The following is a 21,691-nucleotide window of genomic DNA, read 5'->3' as shown; positions in this document are numbered from 1 at the left end:
CTGGCATGACCGACGCAAAACGGAAGCCGAAATCGGTCGACGGCGCCAAGCCCGATGGTGCCGAGGAGACGCACCAGGGGAAGGCATCGACCGTCGAGGTCACGCCGCCGCCCGACGTCATCGAACCTGATCCGGACCTGACGCCCGAGGAGGCGGAGCAGGCGCGCAAGAGATATTTGCTGAAGCGTTTCTGGATCAGCGCGCGCGGCTACTGGGGGCGCAGCGGCGACGGCTTCGCCTGGCCGTGCTCCATCGGGCTGCTGATCATGATCTGCATGAATGTCGGCTTCCAGTATGGGATCAACAGGTGGAACCGCGGCATATTCGACGCGATCGAGCGGCACGATGCCGCCACCGTCTATTATCTGAGCGCCGTCTTCCTGCCGCTCGTGGCCGGCAGTGTCGTTCTCGTCACGTCGCAGGTCTATGTCCGCATGATGATCCAGCGGCACTGGCGCCGGTGGCTGACGACCGCGCTGATTGCCCGCTGGCTGGCCAACGGCCGCTACTATCAGCTGAACCTCATCGGCGGCGACCACAAGAACCCCGAGGCGCGCATTTCCGAGGATCTGCGGATCGCGACGGAATCACCCGTCGATTTCATCGCCGGCGTCATCTCGGCCTTTCTGTCTGCCTCGACCTTCATCGTGGTTCTCTGGACGATCGGCGGCGCTCTGACCCTGCCGATCGGTGGAACGACCATCACCATTCCCGGCTTTCTGGTCGTGACGGCCGTGCTCTACGCTGCGATCACCTCGACGACGATCGCTGTGATCGGCCGGCATTTCGTCAAGGTCTCCGAGGTCAAGAACCAGGTGGAAGCCGAGTTTCGCTATACGCTGACGCATGTGCGCGAAAACGGCGAGAGCATCGCGCTTCTCGGCGGTGAAGCGGAGGAGCGCAGCGACCTCGACAAGACGTTTACCAATGTGCTGCGCCAATGGGCGCGGCTGTCCCGCCAGTATATGCGCACGACCTTCGTGTCGCATGGGTCGATGCTGGTTGCGCCCGTCGTGCCGGTGCTGCTCTGCGCGCCGAAGTTCCTCGAAGGCAGCATGACGCTGGGTGAGGTGATGCAGGCTGCGTCAGCCTTCGCCATCGTCCAGACCGCCTTCGGTTGGCTGGTCGATAACTACCCGCGCCTTGCCGACTGGAACGCCTGCGCCCGGCGCGTCGCCTCGCTGATGATGTCGCTCGACGGGTTGGAGCGCGCCGAACAGAGCGATGCGCTCGGACGCATCCAGCATGGCGAAACGAAAGGCGAGGCGATGTTGAGCCTCAACGATCTCGCCGTGTCGCTCGATGACGGCACTGCCGTGGTCAAGGAAGCCCGGGTCGAGATCGAAGCGGGTGAGCGGGTGCTGGTGGCCGGCGAATCCGGTTCGGGCAAGAGCACGCTGGTGCGCGCCATTTCAGGCCTCTGGCCGTGGGGTCACGGCAGCGTCGATTTCCATGCCGACAGACGGTTGTTCATGCTGCCGCAACGGCCCTATATCCCCTCGGGCACGCTGCGCCGCGCCGTCGCCTATCCCAAGGCCGCCGACGGCTGGCCGCTGGATGAGATCAGGGCGGCACTCGACAAGGTGGGGCTCGCTTATCTCAATGAGAAGCTCGAGGAAGAGGCGCCATGGGACCAGATCCTGTCGGGCGGCGAAAAGCAGCGGCTCGCCTTCGCGCGCCTGCTGCTGCACAATCCCGATATTATCGTGCTCGATGAAGCAACCTCGGCGCTCGACGAGAAGAGCCAGGACAGGATGATGGAAATGGTGATCCAGGAACTGCCCGTCGTCACCATCGTCAGTGTCGCGCACCGCGCCGAGCTCGAAGCCTTCCACAGCCGCAAGATCACCCTTGAGCGGCGCGAGGGCGGCGCAAAGCTGGTCAGCGACATCGATCTCATCCCGCGCAGGAGGAAACGGACCGTGCTGTCGCGCCTTTTGGACACGCGGACGAAGGGCAGCACGCGTTCCGGCCATTTGAACAGCGATCCGACGCTCGATCGGCGCTGACCGCGGATGGCGCATTTCCGCCGTCCACACATTGATCCATAGCAATGTATTGAATGTAATTATTATTAAATGCTAATAATAAAGCATTCACCGATTTGCTCTATCAATAGGGATGAACGAAAGAGGGAGGGGCCTCTGTTTATCGTATCGGTATTGGATGAGGGCGAAGAGAGAAACTTCGTTGCCGTCGCTTTAAACATCAGCGGCGGTGAGATTCATATTGATGTCGGCGGAGTCGAGCACCAGTTCAAACTCGTCGACCTGATCGATATTCTCTCAGTCGAACATCGTCGCGCCCATGACATCGACGGGTGCGGGCGCCCGGCGGCGCTCTGCCATTGAGCCGACGGATTTCGCGATGTGTTCGCGAAACCGGATTACGCTAGAATTCGCTCCTGACCCTGATGCCGACGGCGTGGTCCTGTCTTCCGCTGCCGACAGCCGCCCGGTATTCCACGCCGACCGCCCAGTTGTTCAGCAGCGCAGCATCGAGCGAGAGTCCGAGTGTGGAATAGTCATCCCCCGATTCTTCCGCTTCGAACTGGTACGGAAGCGTGCCGATGTCGGCATATCCGAGCCGCAGCCGGCTGGAGCTGGCCAAATCATGGGTATATTCCGCCCGCATGCCTGGTGTCAGCGCTCCCCAGTCCATCAGCATGGTATAGCTGAGGCGAAGGCCGATAACGCCCGCGGCCGTATCGACCGTCTGATCGCCATAGGTCAGGCCGTAGATGCCCCCGCCGTTCTCGGTGAACCCGTCGAGCCATGACCTGGACAATTCGAACCGGCCGTATGGGGAGACAAGCCATGTCCTGTTCCGGAATTCGTAGGCCGCGGTGAGCGAGCCGAACATCTGCCGCCCATCCCTGTTTCCCGAGGCGAGATCCCCTGATGAGGCGACGTAACGGCTTGAATCGAAATCGAGCCGGCTTGCGCCGATGAGGCCGTCGAGGAACAGGTTTTCGGCAGCCTTGAAGGAGCCGTAGATCGCAGCGCTGTAAGCCGCGCCGCGGCTTTCCGTGCCATCATCCCCGACATCGCTCTTGTCGTGGCCATAGCCCAGGCCGAAGCCGCCGACGAAGCGATCGGAGAAGCGGTAATCCACGCCTGCGCTCACGCCGACCGTGGTCGATCCTATGTCCAGGTCGCCGTTGCCGGTATCGGCGAAATCGACGAAACCTCCGGACCAGACCGCAAACGGTCCGAGATCCGGCCCCTGGATCTGCGGGGTCGCGCCGTTGCCTTGCCGGCCGGATACGGAGGGACCGGTGAGGTCAGGCTCGCTGCCGCCTGCCCAGCCGTACTGGCGCTCGGTATTGACGACCCCACCATTGCCATTGTCGGAGCGGCGAAGCCCAAGGCGAATATCGAGTGAGCGGCGCTGGCGCTCGCCCTCATCGTGCAGCTGCTCCAGGCGGCTGTTGAAGTTGCGCGTCTGATATTGGGCAAAGTGCCTGGCGGCATCCACCTGCGCATTGAGAAGGCCCACCACATCGGGATCGTCAGTCGGATCGGGACGGGCGGCAACGGCAAATGTGATCGTTGCCGGGGCCGATGTGCCTGACGCATTCGACAGCGTATAGCCAACCGCAGCCGAGCCTGCGAATGAAGGGCTCGCCGCGAAGGTGAGCCGCTTCTGCGCTGCGTCGAGCGAGACGCTTCCCGCTTCCAGGCTTGGCAGGAAGGTAAGCGCCGCTGCGGTGAAGGGCGCCCCGGTCGCGCCCGCCGTAAGGTCGATAGCGACAGTGGTTCCCGCCATCACGTTGATGGTGCGGGACGCGGCTGTCGGCCCCGCGGAGGCGGCACGCGTCACGGTGACATTGTAGGTCTTCGCCGTTGCGTCCTGCGCGGTGACGACGACAGCGATCGTCGTGGCGCCCACAGCAAGGCTGACGGAACTGCTGGCGCTTCCGGAGGTGACCGGAGAACCATTGACCGTGACCGTCGCGTTCGGCTCGGCGACAACAGGTGTCAGCGCGATCGCCGCGACATTGTTGGCCACCGAGATCGAATAGGTCAGCGTATTGGCATTGAAGGCCGGGCTGAGACTGCCTTGGCTGGGCTGCAACTGCGACAGATCGGCATTGGACGAGGCGCCGACGGTCCATGGCGTTCCTGTTGCCGCCGGGTTGGTATTGCCGGCAACATCGATGACAGCGCCCGGTGCAATATTCAAACGCAACGTGCCCGTGCCGGAAATGTTCTGCGCCTGTACCGTGTAGGTGGTGTTGTCGGACGTCGAAAGGTTGGCCAGCGTAGCGGTGGCAGTTCCGGTCGTGGCCAGGACCATGTCTGCGATCGAGAAGCCGGTCACGGGTTCGGAAAACACGATCTGGAATGCGACCTGCGTGGCGTGCGACGGCGGCGTGCCGACGACAGCAGTTACGGCGGTCGGTCCCAGCGTGTCGACCAGGACGCCGGCAGTCGAACCGACATTGTTGAGGGTGGTGTCGGCCGCTTCCCCTCCGGCGTTCTCGATGGTGCCGCCGTTCAGGCTCATCGCGCCGAGCACCACGCCGTCCATGTCCATGTCTCCGGATTGGAGCGCGTATCGGAACACAAGCGAACTCGTTCCGCTTCCTGAGAGGTAGCTTGCCTGCCGCGACTGGCTGCCGACGATCACTGAAACATATGGCGTGCCGCTGACGATTACGGTCTCGCTGAATTGCACGACAAAGGTCAGACTGTCCCCGTTCTTATAATTTCCATTCGCAGGGACCGAAACGGAGGTAACGACGGGGGCGGATTGGGCGGAAGACGTTGCCGCGCCAAGCAGCACCATCATCGTAAGAAGAATCAGGGAAAGCGGGCCGAAGACGAGCTGCCGCATGAATGGCCTGCCCGGAAACGTCCGATCATGCGGGTTGCTCCCGCTGCTTTCCGGCGTCTCAGACAGCCGTCGAAAGGTTGGGGTCGGACGGCCGGACAGGGAGAATGTCATGAAAAAACTCGCAGCGGTTTAAAAATATCGCACAGGAATGCGCTTCTCTACACGGAAGGCGCGTCCGCTGACTTGATAAAACTTGCGGTGAGGCTAAGTTGAAGTCCCTTATCCAACTGTAGTCTTTGCTGTTTTCAATGAACGATGATTTCGAAAATGCCGATCGGGAGCCGGCTTACGATCCGCCCCCGGCGGGTTACAATGCGTCCTCGTTGCGGAAGGCTCCGCCTCCGCGAATGCTCGACCACCCGCGGATTGCGCGCGCCGTGCGCATGATCGAGCGTACTCCCGCCGCGTCGACGACCTTGCAGGACATCGCGGCTCATCTCGGGCTCAGCCCCTTTCATTTCCAGCGGCAGTTCCAGGAGGTCATGGGGGAATCGCCGAGCGCCTACATGCGCCGCACACGGCTCGACCGCGCGGCGATGAACCTGCAAATGAGCGGCCAGCCGATCACGCACATCGCGTTCAATGCCGGCTATGCCAGCCATGAGGCCTTCATCCGCGCGTTCCAAAGGCAATTCGGATTGACGCCTTCGGATTACCGCGTCGCGGCCCAGAAGGTGCTGCCGGCCCGGCCGAGACCGGAGAAGGCGGACCTGGCGTGCGTGAAAGTCGGCCAGCGTCCGGAAATCAGGCTTCTGGCCATGCGGTTCTACGGATCCTACGCCTCGTTCGAGGAAAACTGGCGGAAGTTTGCCGGCTATCTGGAGCGGATCGGCTTTCCGCTTGAAGAAGCGCGGCCGGTCGGCATCATCCTCGACACGCCGCTGATCACGCCGGGAGAACTCGTCCGCTACGACTGTGCTGTCGTGGATCAGGGCTTTCGCATCGACGATGCCGCTCTTTCGCCGCTGCAGTTTCGGGCGGGCCGCTATGTTTCGATGAACCATACAGGCGCCTACGCCGACATATTCCGGGCTTACGAATTCGTCAGCGTCGATTGGCTCGCAGCATCCGGCGAAATGTTCCTGCCCGACGGCAATGGCGGATATGAATTCTACAATTCGCCGCCATGGGACCATGCCGGTCGGATACAGAATCTCGACATCGTCCTTCCCCTGGCGGGCTGAAACTTCCGTGATGAGCGGAACCTCGCGGCATGCCGCAAGTTGTGCCTGATGACCCATCAAGCACCATGGAGGTTTTCATGCTTCAGAAGCTCATCACGGTATCCATCCTTTCCATCGGGCTGGCCACCTCTGCGATGGCGCAGTCTTCGGGCGTCGGCGGTGGCGCAGGCGGGGTAGGCGGCAGTACAGGTGGCGTGGGTGGCGCTTCCGGAGGCGGTATGACCGGCTCCGGCTCCTCCGGCAGCGTCGGGACAGGCACGGGCACCGGAAATACGTTGTTGCCGAACGCAAACGGCATTGACAACACCAATACCAACAGCACCGTGCCCAATCCCGATACGACGAATCCGGCAGTGCGCGGCCCGTCCGGCACCGGCAATGGGATGGGCAGGGGAACACCTGACTGCAACGGCATGACGGGCACCGGCGCGTCGGCGGGCCTTCCTGGAGCGGATACGTCCGCGCAGGTGCGCCCGAGCTGCTAGATTACCACCGGCAAGGTCGCCGCCCGTCGGGGTGACCTAATCGATGATGTGATAACCGCCGTCGATATAGATCGTATCGCCTGTCATCAGCCGTGCCGCGTCATGCGCCAGGAAGGCGGTCGCCATGCCGACATCGTCGATCGAGACGAGGCTGCGCGTGGGGGCCGTTTCCTCGGCCTTGTTCAGGAGCTCGTCGAATTCGGGAATGCCGGATGCCGCGCGTGTCGCCAGCGGGCCGGGGGAGATGGCGTGGACCCGGATGCCCTTCGGCCCGAGTTCGGCGGCGATGTAGCGCACGGCGCTTTCGAGTGCGGCCTTTGCGAGGCCCATCACATTATAGTTCTTCACCACCATCTGGCTGCCGTAATAGGTCATGGTGAAAAGCGTGCCGCCGCGTTTCATCAGCGGTTCGGCAAGATGGGCCATCCGGATGAAAGACCAGCAGGATATGTCCATCGTCTTCAGGAAACCCTCGCGCGGCACATCGACGACGCGGCCGTGCAGCGCATCTTTCGGCGAGAAGGCGATGGAATGGACAACGAAGTCCAGCTCGCCCCAATATGCGCTGATATTGTCGAACACCGCCTCCAGCTGCCCAGGCACCGACACATCGAGCGGCAGGAAAATCGGCGCTTCCAATGCGTCCGCCAGCGGCTCGACATGGGGCTTCGCCTTGTCGTTGAGGTAGGTTACCGCGAGTTCGGCGCCAAACGCGCGGAATGCCTTTGCGCAGCCCCAGGCGATCGACTGGTCGTTGGCGATGCCCACTACGAGGCCACGCTTGCCCTCGAGAAGTTTGGCCTTCACGTCCGGGATCATCATCTGCCCCTCTCGTTGGTTGAAAGGTCTGCCGGTCAGGCGGCAACAAGTGCAAAAGTATGACGTGCGATCATCAGTTCCTCGTCCGTCGGCACGACGTAGAGGGCGATCCTGCTGTCGTCGGCGGATATGAGCAGCTCGCCGGCATCGTTGGCCCCCGCATGAAGCGTCGCACCCAGCCAGCCAAGCTTGCGGACTATGCGCTCGCGCATGATCGGCGAGTTTTCACCGACGCCTGCGGTGAAGACGAAGGCGTCGACACCGCCGAGGGCCGCAGCAAGCATGCCGGCATTGAGGCCGATGCGATGGACGAAATGATCGAGTGCGAGACCGGCTGCGGGCTCGTCGCTCGACAGCAGATCGCGCACATCGTTGCTGATGCCTGACAGGCCCTTGAGACCGGACTCCTTGTAGAGCAGATCCTGCAATTGCATCGGGCTCATGCCGCCTTCCTGGAGCAGATAGAGAAGCACGCCGGGATCAATCTGCCCGCATCGCGTGCCCATGGGCAGGCCGTCGAGGGCGGTGAAACCTAATGTGCTCTCGACACTTTTGCCCTCATGGATCGCGCAGAGCGAGGCGCCGCTTCCAAGATGGGCGACGATGAGCCGGCCGCGGCCGATAACAGGTGCGATCTCGGCGAGCCTGCCGGCAACATATTCGTAGGACAGGCCGTGAAAGCCATAGCGCCGCACGCCCTCGGCGAAGTAATGGGCGGGAATGGCGTAGTGCTCGGTCATCGGATCACGGCCGCGGTGAAAGGCCGTGTCGAAACAGGCGACCTGGGCGAGCTGGGGCTGGCTGTCCAGCAATACCCGAATGGGTGCCAGGTTGTTCGGCTGATGCAGCGGTGCAAGCGGCGTGTAGCGCTCCAGATCGCGCAGCAGATTCTCGTCGATACGCACCGGGTGCCTGTGGTCGGGACCTCCGTGGACGATCCGGTGACCGACGGCGACCAGCCGCCCCTCGTGCCGTTCCCGCAGCCATTGCCCGACCAGGCGCATGGCCGCCGGCAGATCCGGGACGGCATCGCCGGGATAGTCCGCGTCGGCGAGCTTTTCGCCGCCGGCGTTCCTGATGGTCAGGCGGGGTGCGGTGCCGATGCCCTCCATCTTTCCCTTTACCTGCCGGGCAAGCGAGCCCGCCGCGGCGAAGACCTCGAATTTGAGGCTGGAAGAACCGGCATTGACGACGAGAAGCGTGTCCATGGCATCAAGCGCCCTGTATCGGCGCCGCACGCAGGCGCGCTTCGGCAAAGAGCACGCCGACGGCGCAGGAGGCGAGGCGCGCCCGCACGCTGTCGGCGCGCGACGTCAGGATAATCGGCACCCGCGCGCCCAGCACGAGGCCCGCCGCATCCGCTCGCGCCAGGAAGGTCAGGTTCTTCGCCAGCATGTTGCCGGCCTCCAGATTGGGAACGACGAGGATCTGCGCCCGGCCGGCGACCTCGGACTTGATGCCCTTGATTCGTGCCGCTTCGGGATCGATCGCATTATCGAAGGCGAGCGGCCCATCGAGGATGCCGCCTGTTATCTGTCCGCGCTCAGCCATCTTGCAGAGCGCGGCCGCATCGATGGTCGAGGGGATCTTCAACGTGACGGTCTCGACCGCCGAAAGGATCGCCACGCGCGGCGTGCCGAGGCCGATCGCCGTGTAGAGATCGATGGCGTTTTGGATGATGTCGCGCTTGGCATCGAGATCAGGGGCGATGTTGATGGCCGCGTCGGTGATGAAGAGTGTTTCGGCATGGTGCGGCACGTCCATGACGAAGACATGGCTGATGCGACGCGCTGTCCGCAGTCCCGTCGTCGATGACGTTACTGCCCGCATCAGTTCATCCGTGTGCAGGCTGCCCTTCATCAGCAGTTCTGCACGGCCTTCGCGGACGAGTTCGACGGCCTTGGCAGCCGCCGCGTCGCTATGCGGCGCATCGATCAGCTCGAAGGGCGAGATATCGATGGCATGCGTTTTTGCCACCGTTCTGACCTTCTCCGCCGGGCCTACGAGGACCGGACGCATGAGCCCGTCTTCGGCGGCTTCGACCGCTCCGCGCAGCGAGGATTCGTCGCAGGGATGGGCGACGACAGTTGTCATCTGCGGCGCTTGCCTCGCCTTGGCAATCAGCCGGTCATATTTCTCGTGCCGCCTGGCCTCGCCAGGGTTTTCCGAATCCGGCATGTGCTTTCTCCCTCTGAACGATGCGCTCCAATGCTCCGCATCAGGCGATATGGCAGGCTATTTCACGCGTCTGATGGTCCTGATCTGCCTGGCACTGGCGCTTGGGCTTCCCGGCGCTACCGGTTCTGTGAGCGGCGCTTCGGAGACGTTGAAGAGGTCGACGATCTTCTGCCAGCGTTCCTCAGCCTTGCCGGAAAGGGCGCCGCGGGCGCTCACCACCCCTCGCAGCGCCGACAGCGCACGACGGCGCTCTTCCTCATCTGCCGGCAGGAGATGCGGGATCGCATCGACAGCCGCCTGTTCATCGATGACGAGCATGAGGAACTGGACGCGGATCAACGCCTTGAATTCGGCAAGCGTCACTTTCGGCATGCCGTCTTCGGAGCGGCGCATGCGGCGGATGGCGGCAAAGCCGCGCTCATCGGCTGCGCCACTGGCCATGGCGACATAGAGCAGGCTGCGGGCCATGCCTTCGTGCAGGCCGCCTTCGTTCATCGCGGCCCTCAGCTCCTCGATCCTGGCTTTCAGCGCCTGCGCATGCAATGCGGTCTTGCTTGCGCGCCGGTGCGGCTTGTCGCTCGCCGGATCGATGCCGACGGCGGCCTGCAGGAACGGCGATCCGTAGACAGCGAGGAAGGTCGCCTCGCTCATGGCCTCGATTGCATCGCGCCATGCGTCGAGGCTGGCCACGATCTGGCGCGAGGCGATCTGCTCCAATGCAACGAACGGATTGTTTTCGGCCGCGGGATGGCGCTCCTCCGCCACTTCGACGGCGAGGTCGGCAATCGGCGCCATCAGAGGATTGAGGTCGGAAAACAGCTCGTATTGCAGCCGCAGCGGGTGGAGCCTACGCATTTCTTCGGCTGCCTGTTCCGGCACCATCGCGCGCAGCCAGGGCTGCACGAAGGTGCGGTAGAGCGACAGGTTGATTTCCGAGACCTTGGCTGCCGTCGCAAAGCGCCTGTCATCGGCGGCATTGTTGCAGCCGAGGGCGCGGATATCGTCGAGCGTGCGTTCCTCGCAGCGCATGATCCAGTCGCCCTCGACGAGATCGCCGCCAACGGTCGCATCGGTCTTGGCTTCGAAGATCGCCTCGTAGAGGCCGGGCGGCAGCGCGTCGATCAGGTCGATATTGCTGGAGAATTCCCCGTGTTCCTTGCGGGCGACGCCGGCGGAAACGAAGATGCCGAGATGGCCGACCTTCTCATGCACGGTGTAGACGATCGTCTGTCCGTGCGAGCGGATTTCGTTGACGCTGTCATAGAGGTCGGTGATCCAGCCGAGCGCCTGGGCGGGCGGGGTGATGTTGTCGCCCTTGGAGCAGAAGACGACAACAGGCGCGCGGATGTTCCTGAGATCGATGGCTTCTCCCTTCGAGGTCTCTATACGACCGGCGGCGAGATTGTTGCCGACGAAGAGTTCGTCGACGATGAACTGGATTTCCTCTGCGTTCAGGTTGACGTGGTTGCCCCACCATTGTTCGAAGCCGAGATAGCGCGGCGCCTCGGTGTCGATCTTGGAGTAGAGGTTGTATTGCTTGGTCCAGAGCGTATTGGCGGGGTTCTGGTTCTCGAAATTCTGCACCAGCCAGGCGCCGTCGAACTTCCCATGGCCGAGATCGCCGGCAAGGGCCGTCAGCCATGTGCCTCCAAGAAGCCCGCCCGTATAGCGCATCGGATATTCGCCGCGCTTTCCGGCCCAGTAGGACAGAGGGGAGCCGGCGATGATGATCGAACCGAAAAGCTCGGGCCGCAGGGCGGCCAGCATCATCACGGCCCAGCCGGCCTGGCAGTTGCCGATCACGCAGGGCTTTGCATCGGCGTCCGGATGCAAGGCAATGACCTTTTCCAGAAAGATCGCTTCGGCAAGCGCGATGTCCTCAATCGTCTGGCCTTTGACCGGCTCCGGAAGGAAGCCGATGAAATAGCAGGGGTGGCCGGCGGCCAGCGCCACGCCGATTTCGCTGTCGGCCTTGAAACCGCCGATGCCAGGCCCGTGGCCGGCGCGCGGATCGACCACCACGAAGGGCCGGCGGGTCTCGTCGATCTCGACGCCCTCGGGCGGGACGATACGCACCAGCGCGTAGTTGACGGGCCGCTCCAGCATACGTCCGTCAATCAGCACTTCGGGCGTGAAGCTCAGCACATGGGGTGCCGTGGCTTCGGAACTGAGCCGATATTGATTGCCGCGCTGTCGCATCACGTCCCAGTAGAGAATACTGCGCTGGGTGGCGTCTCGGACATAATCGAAGGCCATGCCGGCCGGGCCGAACTGGGTCGCAAGGTCAAACTTCGAGAGATTGGAAGGATACCACATGCCAAACATGTCAAACCTCCTGGCTGACCGCTCTCGGCGGGAGTTCAAAGACCTAATGCTGGAAGATAATAATCTCGATCCTCGTGCGCATTCCGTGCTCAGGCGACGCTGCCGGCCACGGGAGTCTTGTTAGCACCTGCAGCATAGTTGGAGTGCCTCCCGGTGCAACGTATTTTACGGTAGTTTACGGGCCGTCTTCGGCTCGCCCTTCGACCGTCATCCATATCGGCAGCAGGCGCCATTCGCCGAGCCTGCTGCGGGACCGTGTTGACTAATGTCAAAGACCGCACCGGGCCGGATTGTTAGCTTCGTGACATGCATTCACGGAGGCAGCCATCATGGCCATTACGACAGTTCTGAGCATCCTCAAGGGCAACAAATACGAGCAGGATCTGAAAAGTGCGACGAGCTTTTGCGCCACCTATGGGGCACATCTGACCGCGCTTGCCGTCTCCATCGGGGCGACCCCGTCGTTCGGGGAATATAATGCGATCTCGACCGCCTGGCTGGATGAGAGGCAGCGGGAAATCGACGAGCTCGCCTCGACGGCTGCGAAAATCAAGGAGACGCTTTCAACCAGCGGCCTCTCGTTCGAGGTCCAGGATCTCTATACGGAATTTGCATGGGCCGACCAGGATGTCGCCCAGCGTGCGCTTTATGCCGACATCGTGCTCTTGGGATCTGATGTGGCTGAGGATGCCGACCTCAGAAAGCGGATCTTCGATGGCGCGCTTTTCCAGGCGCCGACGCCGATCCTGATCAACCGCGGACGGCACGCAATCACTACGTCGCCCAGAGCCGTGGTGCTGGCATGGGATTCCAGCAACGAGGCAGCGCGGGCCGCCCGCCAGTCGCTCGATTTCCTGGAGAGAGCCGAAATCGTTCATGTGACGATGGTCGACCCTTTGGCCCGCATGGGCGTGAACGGCGAAGAGCCGGGCGCCGATATCGCAGCCTTCCTTGCCCGCCATGGCGTCAAAGTCCAGATCGATCGCCTTTCGAGCGAGGGCAAGAACGCCGACGAGATCATTACCCGGCATGCGGTGGACATGGGCGCGAACTTGATCGCCATGGGGGCCTACAACCACCCGAGATGGCAGCAGAGCCTGTTCGGCGGCGTGACCCGCAGGATGATCGAGGATTGCAAGCTGCCGCTGTTCCTCGTCCACTGAACGAGAGGCCGACTAGATATCGTCGCCGCCATCTGCGATCCCGATGGGACACAGGTGACGGCGACGTCGTTCGCTTCTACCTGCGGCGATACGGATCGCTGATCTTGAATCTGATCTGCAGCCCTTGGAAATCGCTCCGATTCAAGACAAAATCAGTTCGCTCCAGCTGTGAGCTTGGGGAGACTCTGATGGAAAAACACGAGCCGTTTTTACGCGAGGCGATCGCGCTCTCGAAATCTGCGATGGAAAACGGCGACGAGCCGTTTGGGTCGGTGTTGGTGAAGGACGGCGAGATCGTCCTGCGCGCCGAAAACAGCGTCTTCACCGGCCACGACATGACGAACCATGCCGAGATGAACCTCATTAAGCTTGCGGCAAAGCACTACAACACTGCCTATCTTGCCGACTGCACGCTCTACACCAGCACGGAGCCGTGCGCGATGTGCTCCGGGGCGATCTACTGGTCGGGCATCGGGCGGATGGTGTTTGCGTGCTCGGAGGTGCGGCTTGGCGAGATTGCCGGGATCGGGTTGAATGTGCCGAGCCGGGCGGTGCTGCAGACCGGCGCGCGCATTGTCACCGTTGAGGGACCGACGAACCTCGAAGAGGAAGCTGCCGCAGTCCATCAGGAATTCTGGCCGAAGCATCTGGGCAAAGCCTGAGGCTCGTTGCCTAGCGCAGCGCCCGCAGCGCATTCAGGATCACGGCCACATCGATCACTTCCTGCAGCATGGCGCCCGTGACCGGCGGCAGGAAGCCCGCGCCGGCGAAGATCATGGCGACGAGCGAGAGGCCGATGCCGGCGAAAATGCTCTGGACGGCGATGGCGCGGGAGCGTCTTGCTATTTCGATGGCCGAAGCGATCCTGTTCAGATCGTTGCGGATGAGGACGATGTCGGCGGCTTCGGCTGCTGCCGCAAGATTGGTGGCGCCGACGGCAATGCCGACATCGGCGGCTGCGAGTGCGGGAGCATCGTTGACGCCGTCGCCGACCATCAGAACCTTTCCCCCCATGCGTTTACCGGCCATGCGTTCCCTGGTGATGACCTCGACCTTCTCGGCGGGAGAGAGCCGGGCCTCGACGGCATCCAGCGACAGGGAGCCGGCAATGGCGGTCGCGACGCTGCGCTCGTCGCCGGTCGCAAGCACGATCCGGCCGAAACCCAGTTTGCGAAGCTTTTTGACGAGGTCGACGGCATCGCCGCGCAGGCGATCCTCGAAGCCGATTTCACCTGCAATCCGGCCATCGATGAAGACCTTTGCCTGCATCCTGCCTTTCCCCTCCGTGGGGCGCGATGGCTTGCCATCCGGCGTGAAGTAATTGTCGCCGCCGACGCTCACCCTGATACCGTCGACAAGCCCGGAAATGCCGGCGCCGGGACGCTCCGATACGTCAGTCGGGCGTGACAGCACCAGCCGACGTCTCTGGGCCTCCTTGACGATCGCCCGGCCGACGACATGCGACGATGCCTGGTCGAGCGAGGCGGCGAGGTGCAAGACTCTGTCAGGGCTTTCAGGGCCGTCGATCGAGACGACCTCGGGATCGCCAGCGGTCAGCGTGCCGGTCTTGTCGAAGACCGCGACAGAGGCGTCCGCCAGGATCTCCAGCGGACCTGCACCCTTCACCAGCACGCCCGCCTTTGCAGCCTTCGAGGTTCCGGCCGCTAGCGCCACGGGAACGGCGAGGATCAGCGGGCAGGGGGTTGCGACGACGAGAACCGCGACGATCCGCGCCATGTCACCGGACAGGATGGTGGCGCCGAGCGCGATTGCCAGCGTCAGAAGAAGAAAGCCGATCGAATACCGATCGGCGAGCCGCGCTATCCGCGCCTTGGAACGCCGGGATGCCTCGACCAGTTTGACGATGGCGGAATAGGTGCTGTCCTCGGCACGGCGTTCCACCCTGATCTCGATCGCGTCCCCGGCATTGGTGGCGCCGCTTTCGATCCGCTCGCCGCTCGAGAGGCGAACCGGGAAGGCTTCGCCCGTCAGGACGGATTGATCGATCGATGCAATGTCCGATATCAGCGTGCCGTCCGCCGGGATGACATCGCCCCTGCGGATCATCAGGATATCGCCGACCGCAATGTCGGGAATGGGGACTTCCTCCAGGCCGTCTTCGCGCAGGCGAAGTGCGGTTCGCGGCACCTGTGCCAGGAGGGCCGACATGCCTTCGTCGGCACGCCGATGCGCATAGGCTTCCAGAAACTGGCCGCCGGCATACATGAGGGCAACGATCGCTCCGGCCAGATATTCGCCGAACCAGAGAGTCGAGCCCATGGCGAGGGCGGCGATCAGGTCGAGACCGAAATCGCCGTTTCTAAGCTTGGCAACGATGTCGATCAGCAGGAAGGCAAGGGCGGCAGCGGTGCTTGCCGCAAGGGCCAGCCGGCTTGCTTCACCGAAGTCCAGCAGGAAGAGGACGAAGGCGCCCACCAGACCCAGCACCGCTGCCGCCGCCATGATCGTCGACCGCAGGCCGATGCCTGGCATCCATGCGCGCAATTCGCCGAAACCGCGAATTGGAGGCTCAACCTTCGGCTCTTCCAGAACACTCATGGCCGCACGCCTCCCATTTTCCATTCGGGTGCGCAAGCGCCGACGTTCGAACTCGTCGCCCGGCGCCCGTTATGCGTGCGGGAATTTGGCACAGTCACTGGATTTCTCCTAGAGCTCTTCGAAGCCGGGCCGGCTCTTCAGGAGCGGGGTAGGGTGTTCTGGTGCTTCGGTTCACTGACGCGCGGCGGTGAACTCTCGGCAGATCCGCATTGTTTCGAGATCTACGCCAGACGCTCGGCGAGAGCGAACAATTCGTCGGCATTCGGACAGAAGGCTTGTATCCGCTCCGGCGCATTGCCGTCGGCGAGCGCCTGGCGGCAAGCCCTTTTCGCATTGCATTGCGCGCAGGTCGCTTGAAAGTCGTTCATCAGGTAGGGGAAGTCAGCCTCGACCTTCAAAGTTTCGATGCCGAGGGCGGCCATCAGCCTCTCCATTTCAACGGATGCCTTCGGGCCGGCTGCAACCAGCCTTTCCAACTGGCTTGTCGTCAGACGGAGTTCGTCGGCGACACGCTGGCGTTCTGCCGGCGGTAATGCCCATAATTCGCTCCGACGGCGGTGCCTTTCCGTCAGCGTGTGAAATCCGCTGATGATGCTGGCGGAGCATTGCTGTAGCGATGAAGCGATCGTCATGTCTGTACCTCCAAATGGAGATATCGTCGCACCATCTCCGCCGTCGTCATTGCTCCAGGTCAAATTCCCCTGACATGCCGAATTCCCCTGACATGCGGGCCGACGACGACCGGGGCATCGCCCGCCTGCCTCCGCCTCGCCAGCATCGCCGATCGCAAAACATCCAGCCCCGCGAATGTGCTACATTGCTCATCACGTGCTTCTGTTGCGAGGAGGGATCGAGAATGCAGCGCAAGCTGGCCACGATCATGGTCGGGGATTTCGTTGGCTCCACCCCCGCGATGGAAACGGACGAGGAAGGGGCGATCAGCCGGATCGACTCTGTTCTCGAGACCGTTCGCACGGTCGTCCAGCGCCATGACGGCCGTGTCTTCGGCGCGGCGGGCGATGCCTTGCTTGCCGAATTCGCCAGCCCTGTCAATGCGTTGAGGTCCGCCATCGAGGCGCGCGCCGAGATCGCTGCCCTTCCCGGATCGAGCGGCGGCGACATGCGGTTCGGCCTGCATCTCGCTGATGTCGTCGTCGTAGGCTCGGACCTGCGCGGTGACGGGGTGAATATCGCCGCGCGCATCGAGGCGTCTGCGCCACCTGGCGCAATCGAGGTTTCAGGCCTGCTTTACGACCAGGTCCGGCGGGTCTCGCCCTGCGGATTCGAAGATATCGGCGAACGGCGGCTGAAGGGAATTGTCGAGCCGATCCGGATTTACCGGGTCACCGAACTGGTGGACCGTCACGTCTTTCAGTTCGCCCCGACGCGATCCGCCCCCGGTGCCGCGCAATCTCCCCGAACCAATTCGATCGCAGTGGCGCGATTCGACGTGGCGCCGGGCGCTGTCGCAGATCAATGTTTCCTGGCGGAAGGCATTACCGACGACCTGACGCTCGAACTCAGCCGCCTGAGGGGGCTGTTCGTCAGTTCGCGCTCGGCGGCGACCGCGCTGACGACGAAGGACCCGGTCGAGATCGGCCGCCTTCTCGGTGTCGGCTACGTCATCAGCGGCTCGATCCGGCAGGTGGGCGACGACCTGAGGGTCAATATCGCGCTGACCGAGACCTGCGAGGGGCTCGTCATCTGGTCGGATCGCATCAAGCGTCCGTTTGGCGAATTGCTCGATGTGCTGGACGAGATCATCGCGCGTGTTGCAGCAACGGTGTCCGGACGGATCGAGCAGTCGGAACTTGCGGCAGTACGGCTGAAGCGCCCGGAGAATATGACGGCCTATGAGTATTATCTGCGGGGTCTCGACCATCACCGCCTGATCGGCGTGTCGGATATTCACATACACGAGGCCATGGCCTGGTTCGAGCGGGCAATGGCGGCCGACCCGGGTTTCGGCCGTCCCTTCGCCATGCATGTCTGCTCATGGAGCAACCTGCCAAGCTTTGACATGAGTAGGGCCGAACAGCAGGTGGCACATGCACTCGCCCTCGACCCGTCCGACCCGGAAGCCCATCGCATCATGGGCGCGATCAAGATGAAATCGGGCGACTTCGTTTCGGCGCGTTACCATCACATTCGTGCCCACGAGCTCGCGCCGAACGACGCCTATATTCTTGGCCGCAGCGCGGCCTTCTATGTTTATGCGGGGGAGGCTGAGCATGCCCTCGACATGCTCGATCGTGCGGAAACGCTCGATCCCTTCCTGCCGGTCTGGATCACCGAAGAGCGGGTGGCGGCCCTCTACGCGCTCGGCCGTTTCGAAAACATGATGCGCGTCGCCCTGACGCTGCCCTTTCAGACCAGGCGCAAGTCGCTCTATCAGGTTGCCGCCAGCATGGCTTGCGGTGACGCCGGAAAGGCGGAACTCTTGGTTCGGCAGGCACTTTCCCTCGATCCGAGCCTGTCGGCGGTCTATATCCGAATGCAGGAGACCTATGCGGACGAATCCGTCACCGAAACGCTGGTCATGCGCAATTGCGATGCCGGCCTGCCGTTGACGCCGCGCAAGGCCGCAGCCCGGAAGAAATCACTCTCGCTGAGATGATGATCCGGCCAGAGCATCGGCTCGACTGCCGGGGGCGTCTTCAAGAGATTTGTTGCGGGCACTGGCGGCGAATATTCGATGCTCGACTGGCGTTCTCTCCAGTGTTAATTTAGATATGCCTAATACGACGGCTATTCGGTTGCGTGAGGGGGAGCTGCCGAGATGACGATCGTTCGCAGTCTGCCTGCATGTATGCATTTTATCGCCATCGGCTCAGTGCCGGCATCGGCGCGGCCGATCTTGCGCGAAAGGCAGTCTCCTCGGCCTGATTTCGTATTTCACCTCGACATCGCTCAGTTCGCCGACGCGCGCTGCGCGGATCGCGGAATGCAATCATCATTCGGGCGGCTTCGGCATCGCGGGTGACATCGCGATCGTCTGCGATTCCACCAGCGCGGCAAAACCAGGGGGAACCAAAATGAAGCTATTGCTTGCGGTAACATCGAGCCTTCTGACCCTTGCGGTCTCCTACGCGAACGCGCAACAGATCACCGGCACACCGGGTGCGCCGGATGCCACGACGACCCTCGACGGGCGATATCTTCCCAATCCGCCGGCGCCGTTTGGCGGCGAGATCGGCCTGAGCGCAAGAGATTCCAAACCGTATTGGCCGCCGCAGGTGGTGCCCCCGAAGGGCGCACCGAATATCCTGCTGATCATCACCGATGACGCGGGCTACGGTGTCGCGGGCACGTTTGGAGGCGTCATTCCCACGCCCGCTCTCGACCGCGTGGCGCAGGCGGGTCTGCGTTACACGCAGTTTCACTCGACCGCACTCTGTTCGCCGACGCGGGCGGCGCTGATCACCGGGCGCAATCATCACTCGGTTGGCTACGGCGTGGTTTCCGAGCAGGCGACCGGCTATCCGGGATACGATTCCATCATCGGCATCGACAACGCCACGGTTGCCGAAATCCTGAAGCAGAACGGCTACGCCACGTCCTGGTTCGGCAAGGAACACAATACGCCGACCTTCCAGTACAGCTCGGCCGGCCCGTTCGATCAGTGGCCCTCCGGCATGGGTTTCGATTATTTCTATGGTTTCATGGGCGGCGACACCAACCAGTGGCAGCCCTATCTGTTCGAGGATCACACCCAGGTCTTTCCCTGGGTCGGCAACCCCAAATACAATCTGATTACCGACGAGGCCGACAAGGCGATCGATCACATCCGGCAGCTCGATGCGGCTGCGCCGGACAAGCCGTTCTTCGTCTATTACGCGCCGGGCGCAACGCATGCGCCGCATCACCCGACCCTGGAATGGATCGACAAGTTCAAGGGCAAGTTCGACATGGGCTGGAACGCCATGCGCGACCAGATCTTTGCCAACCAGAAGCGCCTCGGGGTCATTCCGCAGAACGCGCAGCTGACGGCATGGCCGGACGACCTGCCGAAATGGGATACGCTGGATGCCGACAGCAAGAGGCTGTTTGCGCGCCAGGCCGAAGTCTTCGCCGCTTACGTCGCCTATTCAGACAATGAGATCGGCCGTGTCATTCAAGCGGTCGACGACCTCGGCAAACTCGACAACACGCTCGTCATCTATATCGAAGGCGACAACGGAACGAGTGCCGAGGGGTCCACTCTCGGCACGCCCAGCGAGCTCCTATCCATCCAGGGCATCAACGTTCCGGTCGCGGACCAGCTCAAGTTCTATGATGCATGGGGATCGGACAGGACCTATCCCCACATGTCCGTTGCCTGGTCCTGGGCGTTCGATACGCCATTCAAATGGACCAAGCAGGTCGCCTCGCATTTCGGCGGCACGCGTCAGGGCATGGCCATGGCATGGCCGGCCCGCATCAAGGATGCGGGCGGCATCCGCACCCAGTTCCATCACATGATCGACATCGTCCCGACCATACTCGAGGCGACGCGGATCGCGGCACCCGCGATGGTCAATGGTGTGGCGCAGAAGCCGATCGAAGGCGTCAGCATGGCCTATAGTTGGGACAAGGCGAATGCCGACGCGCCCTCGACGCGCCACACGCAGTATTTCGAGATGTTCGGCAACCGCGCCATCTACCATGACGGCTGGATCGCCTCGACGACGCCGCCGGCCGCACCGTGGCTGATGGGGCTCGGCAAGATGCCGGATGTGGTGAACGGCTACAAATGGGAGTTGTACAATCTCAACGACGATTACTCGCAGGCCAACGACCTGGCAGCGACCAGCCCCGACAAGCTGCGCGAAATGCAGGATATGTTCCTCGCGGAGGCGGCCAAATACAACGTCTTCCCACTGGACAATGACGTGCTGGGGCGTACCGTTACGCCGCGGCCGAGCACCACTGCGGGCCGGACGACATTCATCTATACCGGCGCTATCTCCGGCCTGCCGACCGGCAATGCGCCAAGCATCGTGAACAAGTCGTACACGATCACTGCCGATATCGAGATCCTGCAATCGGGCGCGGATGGGATGCTGGTCACCGAAGGGGGACGGTTCGGTGGGTACGGACTGTATGTACTGAAGGACAAGCCGGTATTCGTCTACAACCTGCTTGGACTGGACCGTTTCCGCTGGGAGGGCCCCGATGCGCTCAAGCCCGGCAAGCACACGATCGTCTTTGATTTCAAGTCTGACGGACCCGGCATGGGCAAGGGCGGAACCGGCGTGCTGACCGTGGACGGGAACCAGGTCGCCACGCGGCAGGTGCCGCACACCATTCCGTTCCTGATGCCGTGGGACGAGACCTTCGACGTCGGCAGCGATACGCGCACCCCGGTTGAAGACAAGGACTATCAGGCGCCGTTCGCCTTTACCGGGACGATCGATAAGCTGACGGTGCAATTGAACTGATGCGGATACGAGCCGCCAGGACAGCCGCCGCTTCTATGCCTTGAGTGCTTCTACGCCTTGAGTCTGGCGATCTGCGGGCCGACGATCGCGGCAAACAGGCTGGGCTGGCTGAGCGCGCGGGCGGACAGCATGGCGCCGTGAACTGACGCCATCAGGATCTGGGCTTCCTCCTCGGGGGATCCATTCAGGCGGAAGAGCTTCTGCTCCGCGCCGGCTTTCAGCACCGATGCCAGCCAGGCGGCCAGGTTCTCGAAATGCCGTCGCACATGCGACGCCACAGTGTCTGGCAGCATCTGCATTTCGCAGGCGAGCATGGCGCAGACGCAGAAAGGCTCTGATGCATCGAGAATGCATTTCTGCCAGTAGTTCAGATAGGCCTGCAGCTGCTCGGCAGGACCGGGGACGTGTTCGCGCAGCGAGTTAAGCCCGGATTCGGCGCGCTGCGTATAGCGATCGACCAGCACCTGCACCAGTTCGGCCTTGGTGGGGAAATGGTGGTGGATGCTCGCCTTGCGGATGCCGATCGCATCGGAAATATCGGCATAGCTGAAGCCGTTATAGCCTCCCGCCACGACGAGAGACTGCGCCACGTCCAGTATTCTTTCCGAGGTCGTCTGTTCCATGCTGCTTGGCCTACCTGTTGGTAGGGAGGCTGTCAAGTCCGGGTGCCGAGGGCTCGCTCACGAGCATGTGTTCCGCCCTGCAGGGGAAGGCGCGTT

Annotated in this window: 16 protein-coding genes; 8 read left to right on the top strand and 8 right to left on the bottom strand. The window is 62.6% G+C overall.

Annotated features, from left to right (window positions below; all coding sequences use genetic code 11):
- The first annotated feature begins 5 nt into the window (after positions 1 to 5).
- Positions 6 to 2,009, top strand: coding sequence for an ABC transporter ATP-binding protein/permease (locus KQ933_RS09420; protein ID WP_216758519.1), 2,004 nt, complete (start codon positions 6 to 8; stop codon positions 2,007 to 2,009).
- Positions 2,010 to 2,162: 153 nt separating this feature from the next.
- A complete protein-coding gene (locus KQ933_RS09415; protein WP_216758518.1) occupies positions 2,163 to 2,351 on the top strand; it encodes a hypothetical protein in 189 nt (62 codons plus the stop codon).
- A 40-nt stretch (positions 2,352 to 2,391) separates the two neighbouring features.
- Here the strand turns inward: KQ933_RS09415 and KQ933_RS09410 are convergent, their stop codons facing one another.
- Positions 2,392 to 4,839, bottom strand: a complete 2,448-nt coding sequence (locus tag KQ933_RS09410) for an autotransporter domain-containing protein (protein WP_216758517.1) — start codon at positions 4,837 to 4,839, stop codon at positions 2,392 to 2,394.
- A 347-nt stretch (positions 4,840 to 5,186) separates the two neighbouring features.
- On the opposite strand from KQ933_RS09410, the gene KQ933_RS09405 reads away from it, so the two are divergent.
- Both KQ933_RS09405 and KQ933_RS09400 read left to right on the top strand, forming a co-directional pair.
- Positions 5,187 to 6,023 (top strand): AraC family transcriptional regulator, encoded by an 837-nt coding sequence (locus KQ933_RS09405; protein WP_253958300.1) that lies wholly within the window; start codon positions 5,187 to 5,189, stop codon positions 6,021 to 6,023.
- A 29-nt stretch (positions 6,024 to 6,052) separates the two neighbouring features.
- Positions 6,053 to 6,508 carry a hypothetical protein gene (locus KQ933_RS09400; RefSeq protein WP_216758515.1) on the top strand — a complete coding sequence of 152 codons (456 nt, stop codon included), beginning with the start codon at positions 6,053 to 6,055 and terminating at the stop codon, positions 6,506 to 6,508.
- Positions 6,509 to 6,544: 36 nt separating this feature from the next.
- On the opposite strand, the gene fabI is transcribed toward KQ933_RS09400, so the two are convergent.
- Genes fabI through KQ933_RS09380 form a run of 4 tightly spaced genes read right to left on the bottom strand, consistent with a single transcriptional unit; the run spans position 6,545 to position 11,761 of the window.
- A complete protein-coding gene (fabI, locus tag KQ933_RS09395; protein ID WP_216758864.1) occupies positions 6,545 to 7,327 on the bottom strand; it encodes an enoyl-ACP reductase FabI in 783 nt (260 codons plus the stop codon).
- Between the two features lie 35 nt (positions 7,328 to 7,362).
- Entirely contained in the window at positions 7,363 to 8,535 is a 1,173-nt protein-coding gene (locus KQ933_RS09390; RefSeq protein WP_216758514.1) for an acetate/propionate family kinase, read from the bottom strand.
- Positions 8,536 to 8,539: 4 nt separating this feature from the next.
- Positions 8,540 to 9,505 carry a phosphate acetyltransferase gene (locus KQ933_RS09385; RefSeq protein ID WP_216758513.1) on the bottom strand — a complete coding sequence of 322 codons (966 nt, stop codon included), beginning with the start codon at positions 9,503 to 9,505 and terminating at the stop codon, positions 8,540 to 8,542.
- A 57-nt stretch (positions 9,506 to 9,562) separates the two neighbouring features.
- On the bottom strand, positions 9,563 to 11,761 hold the full coding sequence (locus KQ933_RS09380; protein ID WP_253958325.1) for a DUF3141 domain-containing protein: 2,199 nt from the start codon (positions 11,759 to 11,761) through the stop codon (positions 9,563 to 9,565).
- Between the two features lie 398 nt (positions 11,762 to 12,159).
- On the opposite strand from KQ933_RS09380, the gene KQ933_RS09375 reads away from it, so the two are divergent.
- Positions 12,160 to 12,993 (top strand): universal stress protein, encoded by an 834-nt coding sequence (locus KQ933_RS09375; protein WP_216758512.1) that lies wholly within the window; start codon positions 12,160 to 12,162, stop codon positions 12,991 to 12,993.
- A 188-nt stretch (positions 12,994 to 13,181) separates the two neighbouring features.
- The gene (locus tag KQ933_RS09370; protein WP_216758511.1) at positions 13,182 to 13,655 is read left to right on the top strand and encodes a nucleoside deaminase; all 474 of its coding nucleotides are present in this window, start codon (positions 13,182 to 13,184) and stop codon (positions 13,653 to 13,655) included.
- A gap of 10 nt (positions 13,656 to 13,665) precedes the next feature.
- Here KQ933_RS09370 and KQ933_RS09365 read toward each other — a convergent pair whose 3' ends face one another.
- Together KQ933_RS09365 and KQ933_RS09360 are read right to left on the bottom strand one after the other, a co-directional pair.
- Positions 13,666 to 15,486 (bottom strand): heavy metal translocating P-type ATPase, encoded by a 1,821-nt coding sequence (locus tag KQ933_RS09365; RefSeq protein ID WP_253958324.1) that lies wholly within the window; start codon positions 15,484 to 15,486, stop codon positions 13,666 to 13,668.
- A gap of 287 nt (positions 15,487 to 15,773) precedes the next feature.
- Entirely contained in the window at positions 15,774 to 16,184 is a 411-nt protein-coding gene (locus KQ933_RS09360) for a hypothetical protein (protein ID WP_216758509.1), read from the bottom strand.
- A 224-nt stretch (positions 16,185 to 16,408) separates the two neighbouring features.
- Here KQ933_RS09360 and KQ933_RS09355 point away from each other — a divergent pair, with 224 nt between their 5' ends.
- Together KQ933_RS09355 and KQ933_RS09350 are read left to right on the top strand one after the other, a co-directional pair.
- Entirely contained in the window at positions 16,409 to 18,169 is a 1,761-nt protein-coding gene (locus KQ933_RS09355; RefSeq protein WP_216758508.1) for an adenylate/guanylate cyclase domain-containing protein, read from the top strand.
- Positions 18,170 to 18,587: 418 nt separating this feature from the next.
- The gene (locus tag KQ933_RS09350) at positions 18,588 to 20,972 is read left to right on the top strand and encodes an arylsulfatase (RefSeq protein ID WP_216758507.1); all 2,385 of its coding nucleotides are present in this window, start codon (positions 18,588 to 18,590) and stop codon (positions 20,970 to 20,972) included.
- A gap of 50 nt (positions 20,973 to 21,022) precedes the next feature.
- Here KQ933_RS09350 and KQ933_RS09345 read toward each other — a convergent pair whose 3' ends face one another.
- A complete protein-coding gene (locus tag KQ933_RS09345) occupies positions 21,023 to 21,595 on the bottom strand; it encodes a TetR/AcrR family transcriptional regulator (RefSeq protein WP_216758506.1) in 573 nt (190 codons plus the stop codon).
- Positions 21,596 to 21,691: the final 96 nt, after the last annotated feature.

The organism is Rhizobium sp. WYJ-E13 (genome assembly GCF_018987265.1).
GTDB lineage: Bacteria > Pseudomonadota > Alphaproteobacteria > Rhizobiales > Rhizobiaceae > Rhizobium.
The sequence above is the reverse complement of the archived record's forward strand: the minus strand, read 5'-3'. Positions and strand labels throughout refer to the sequence as shown.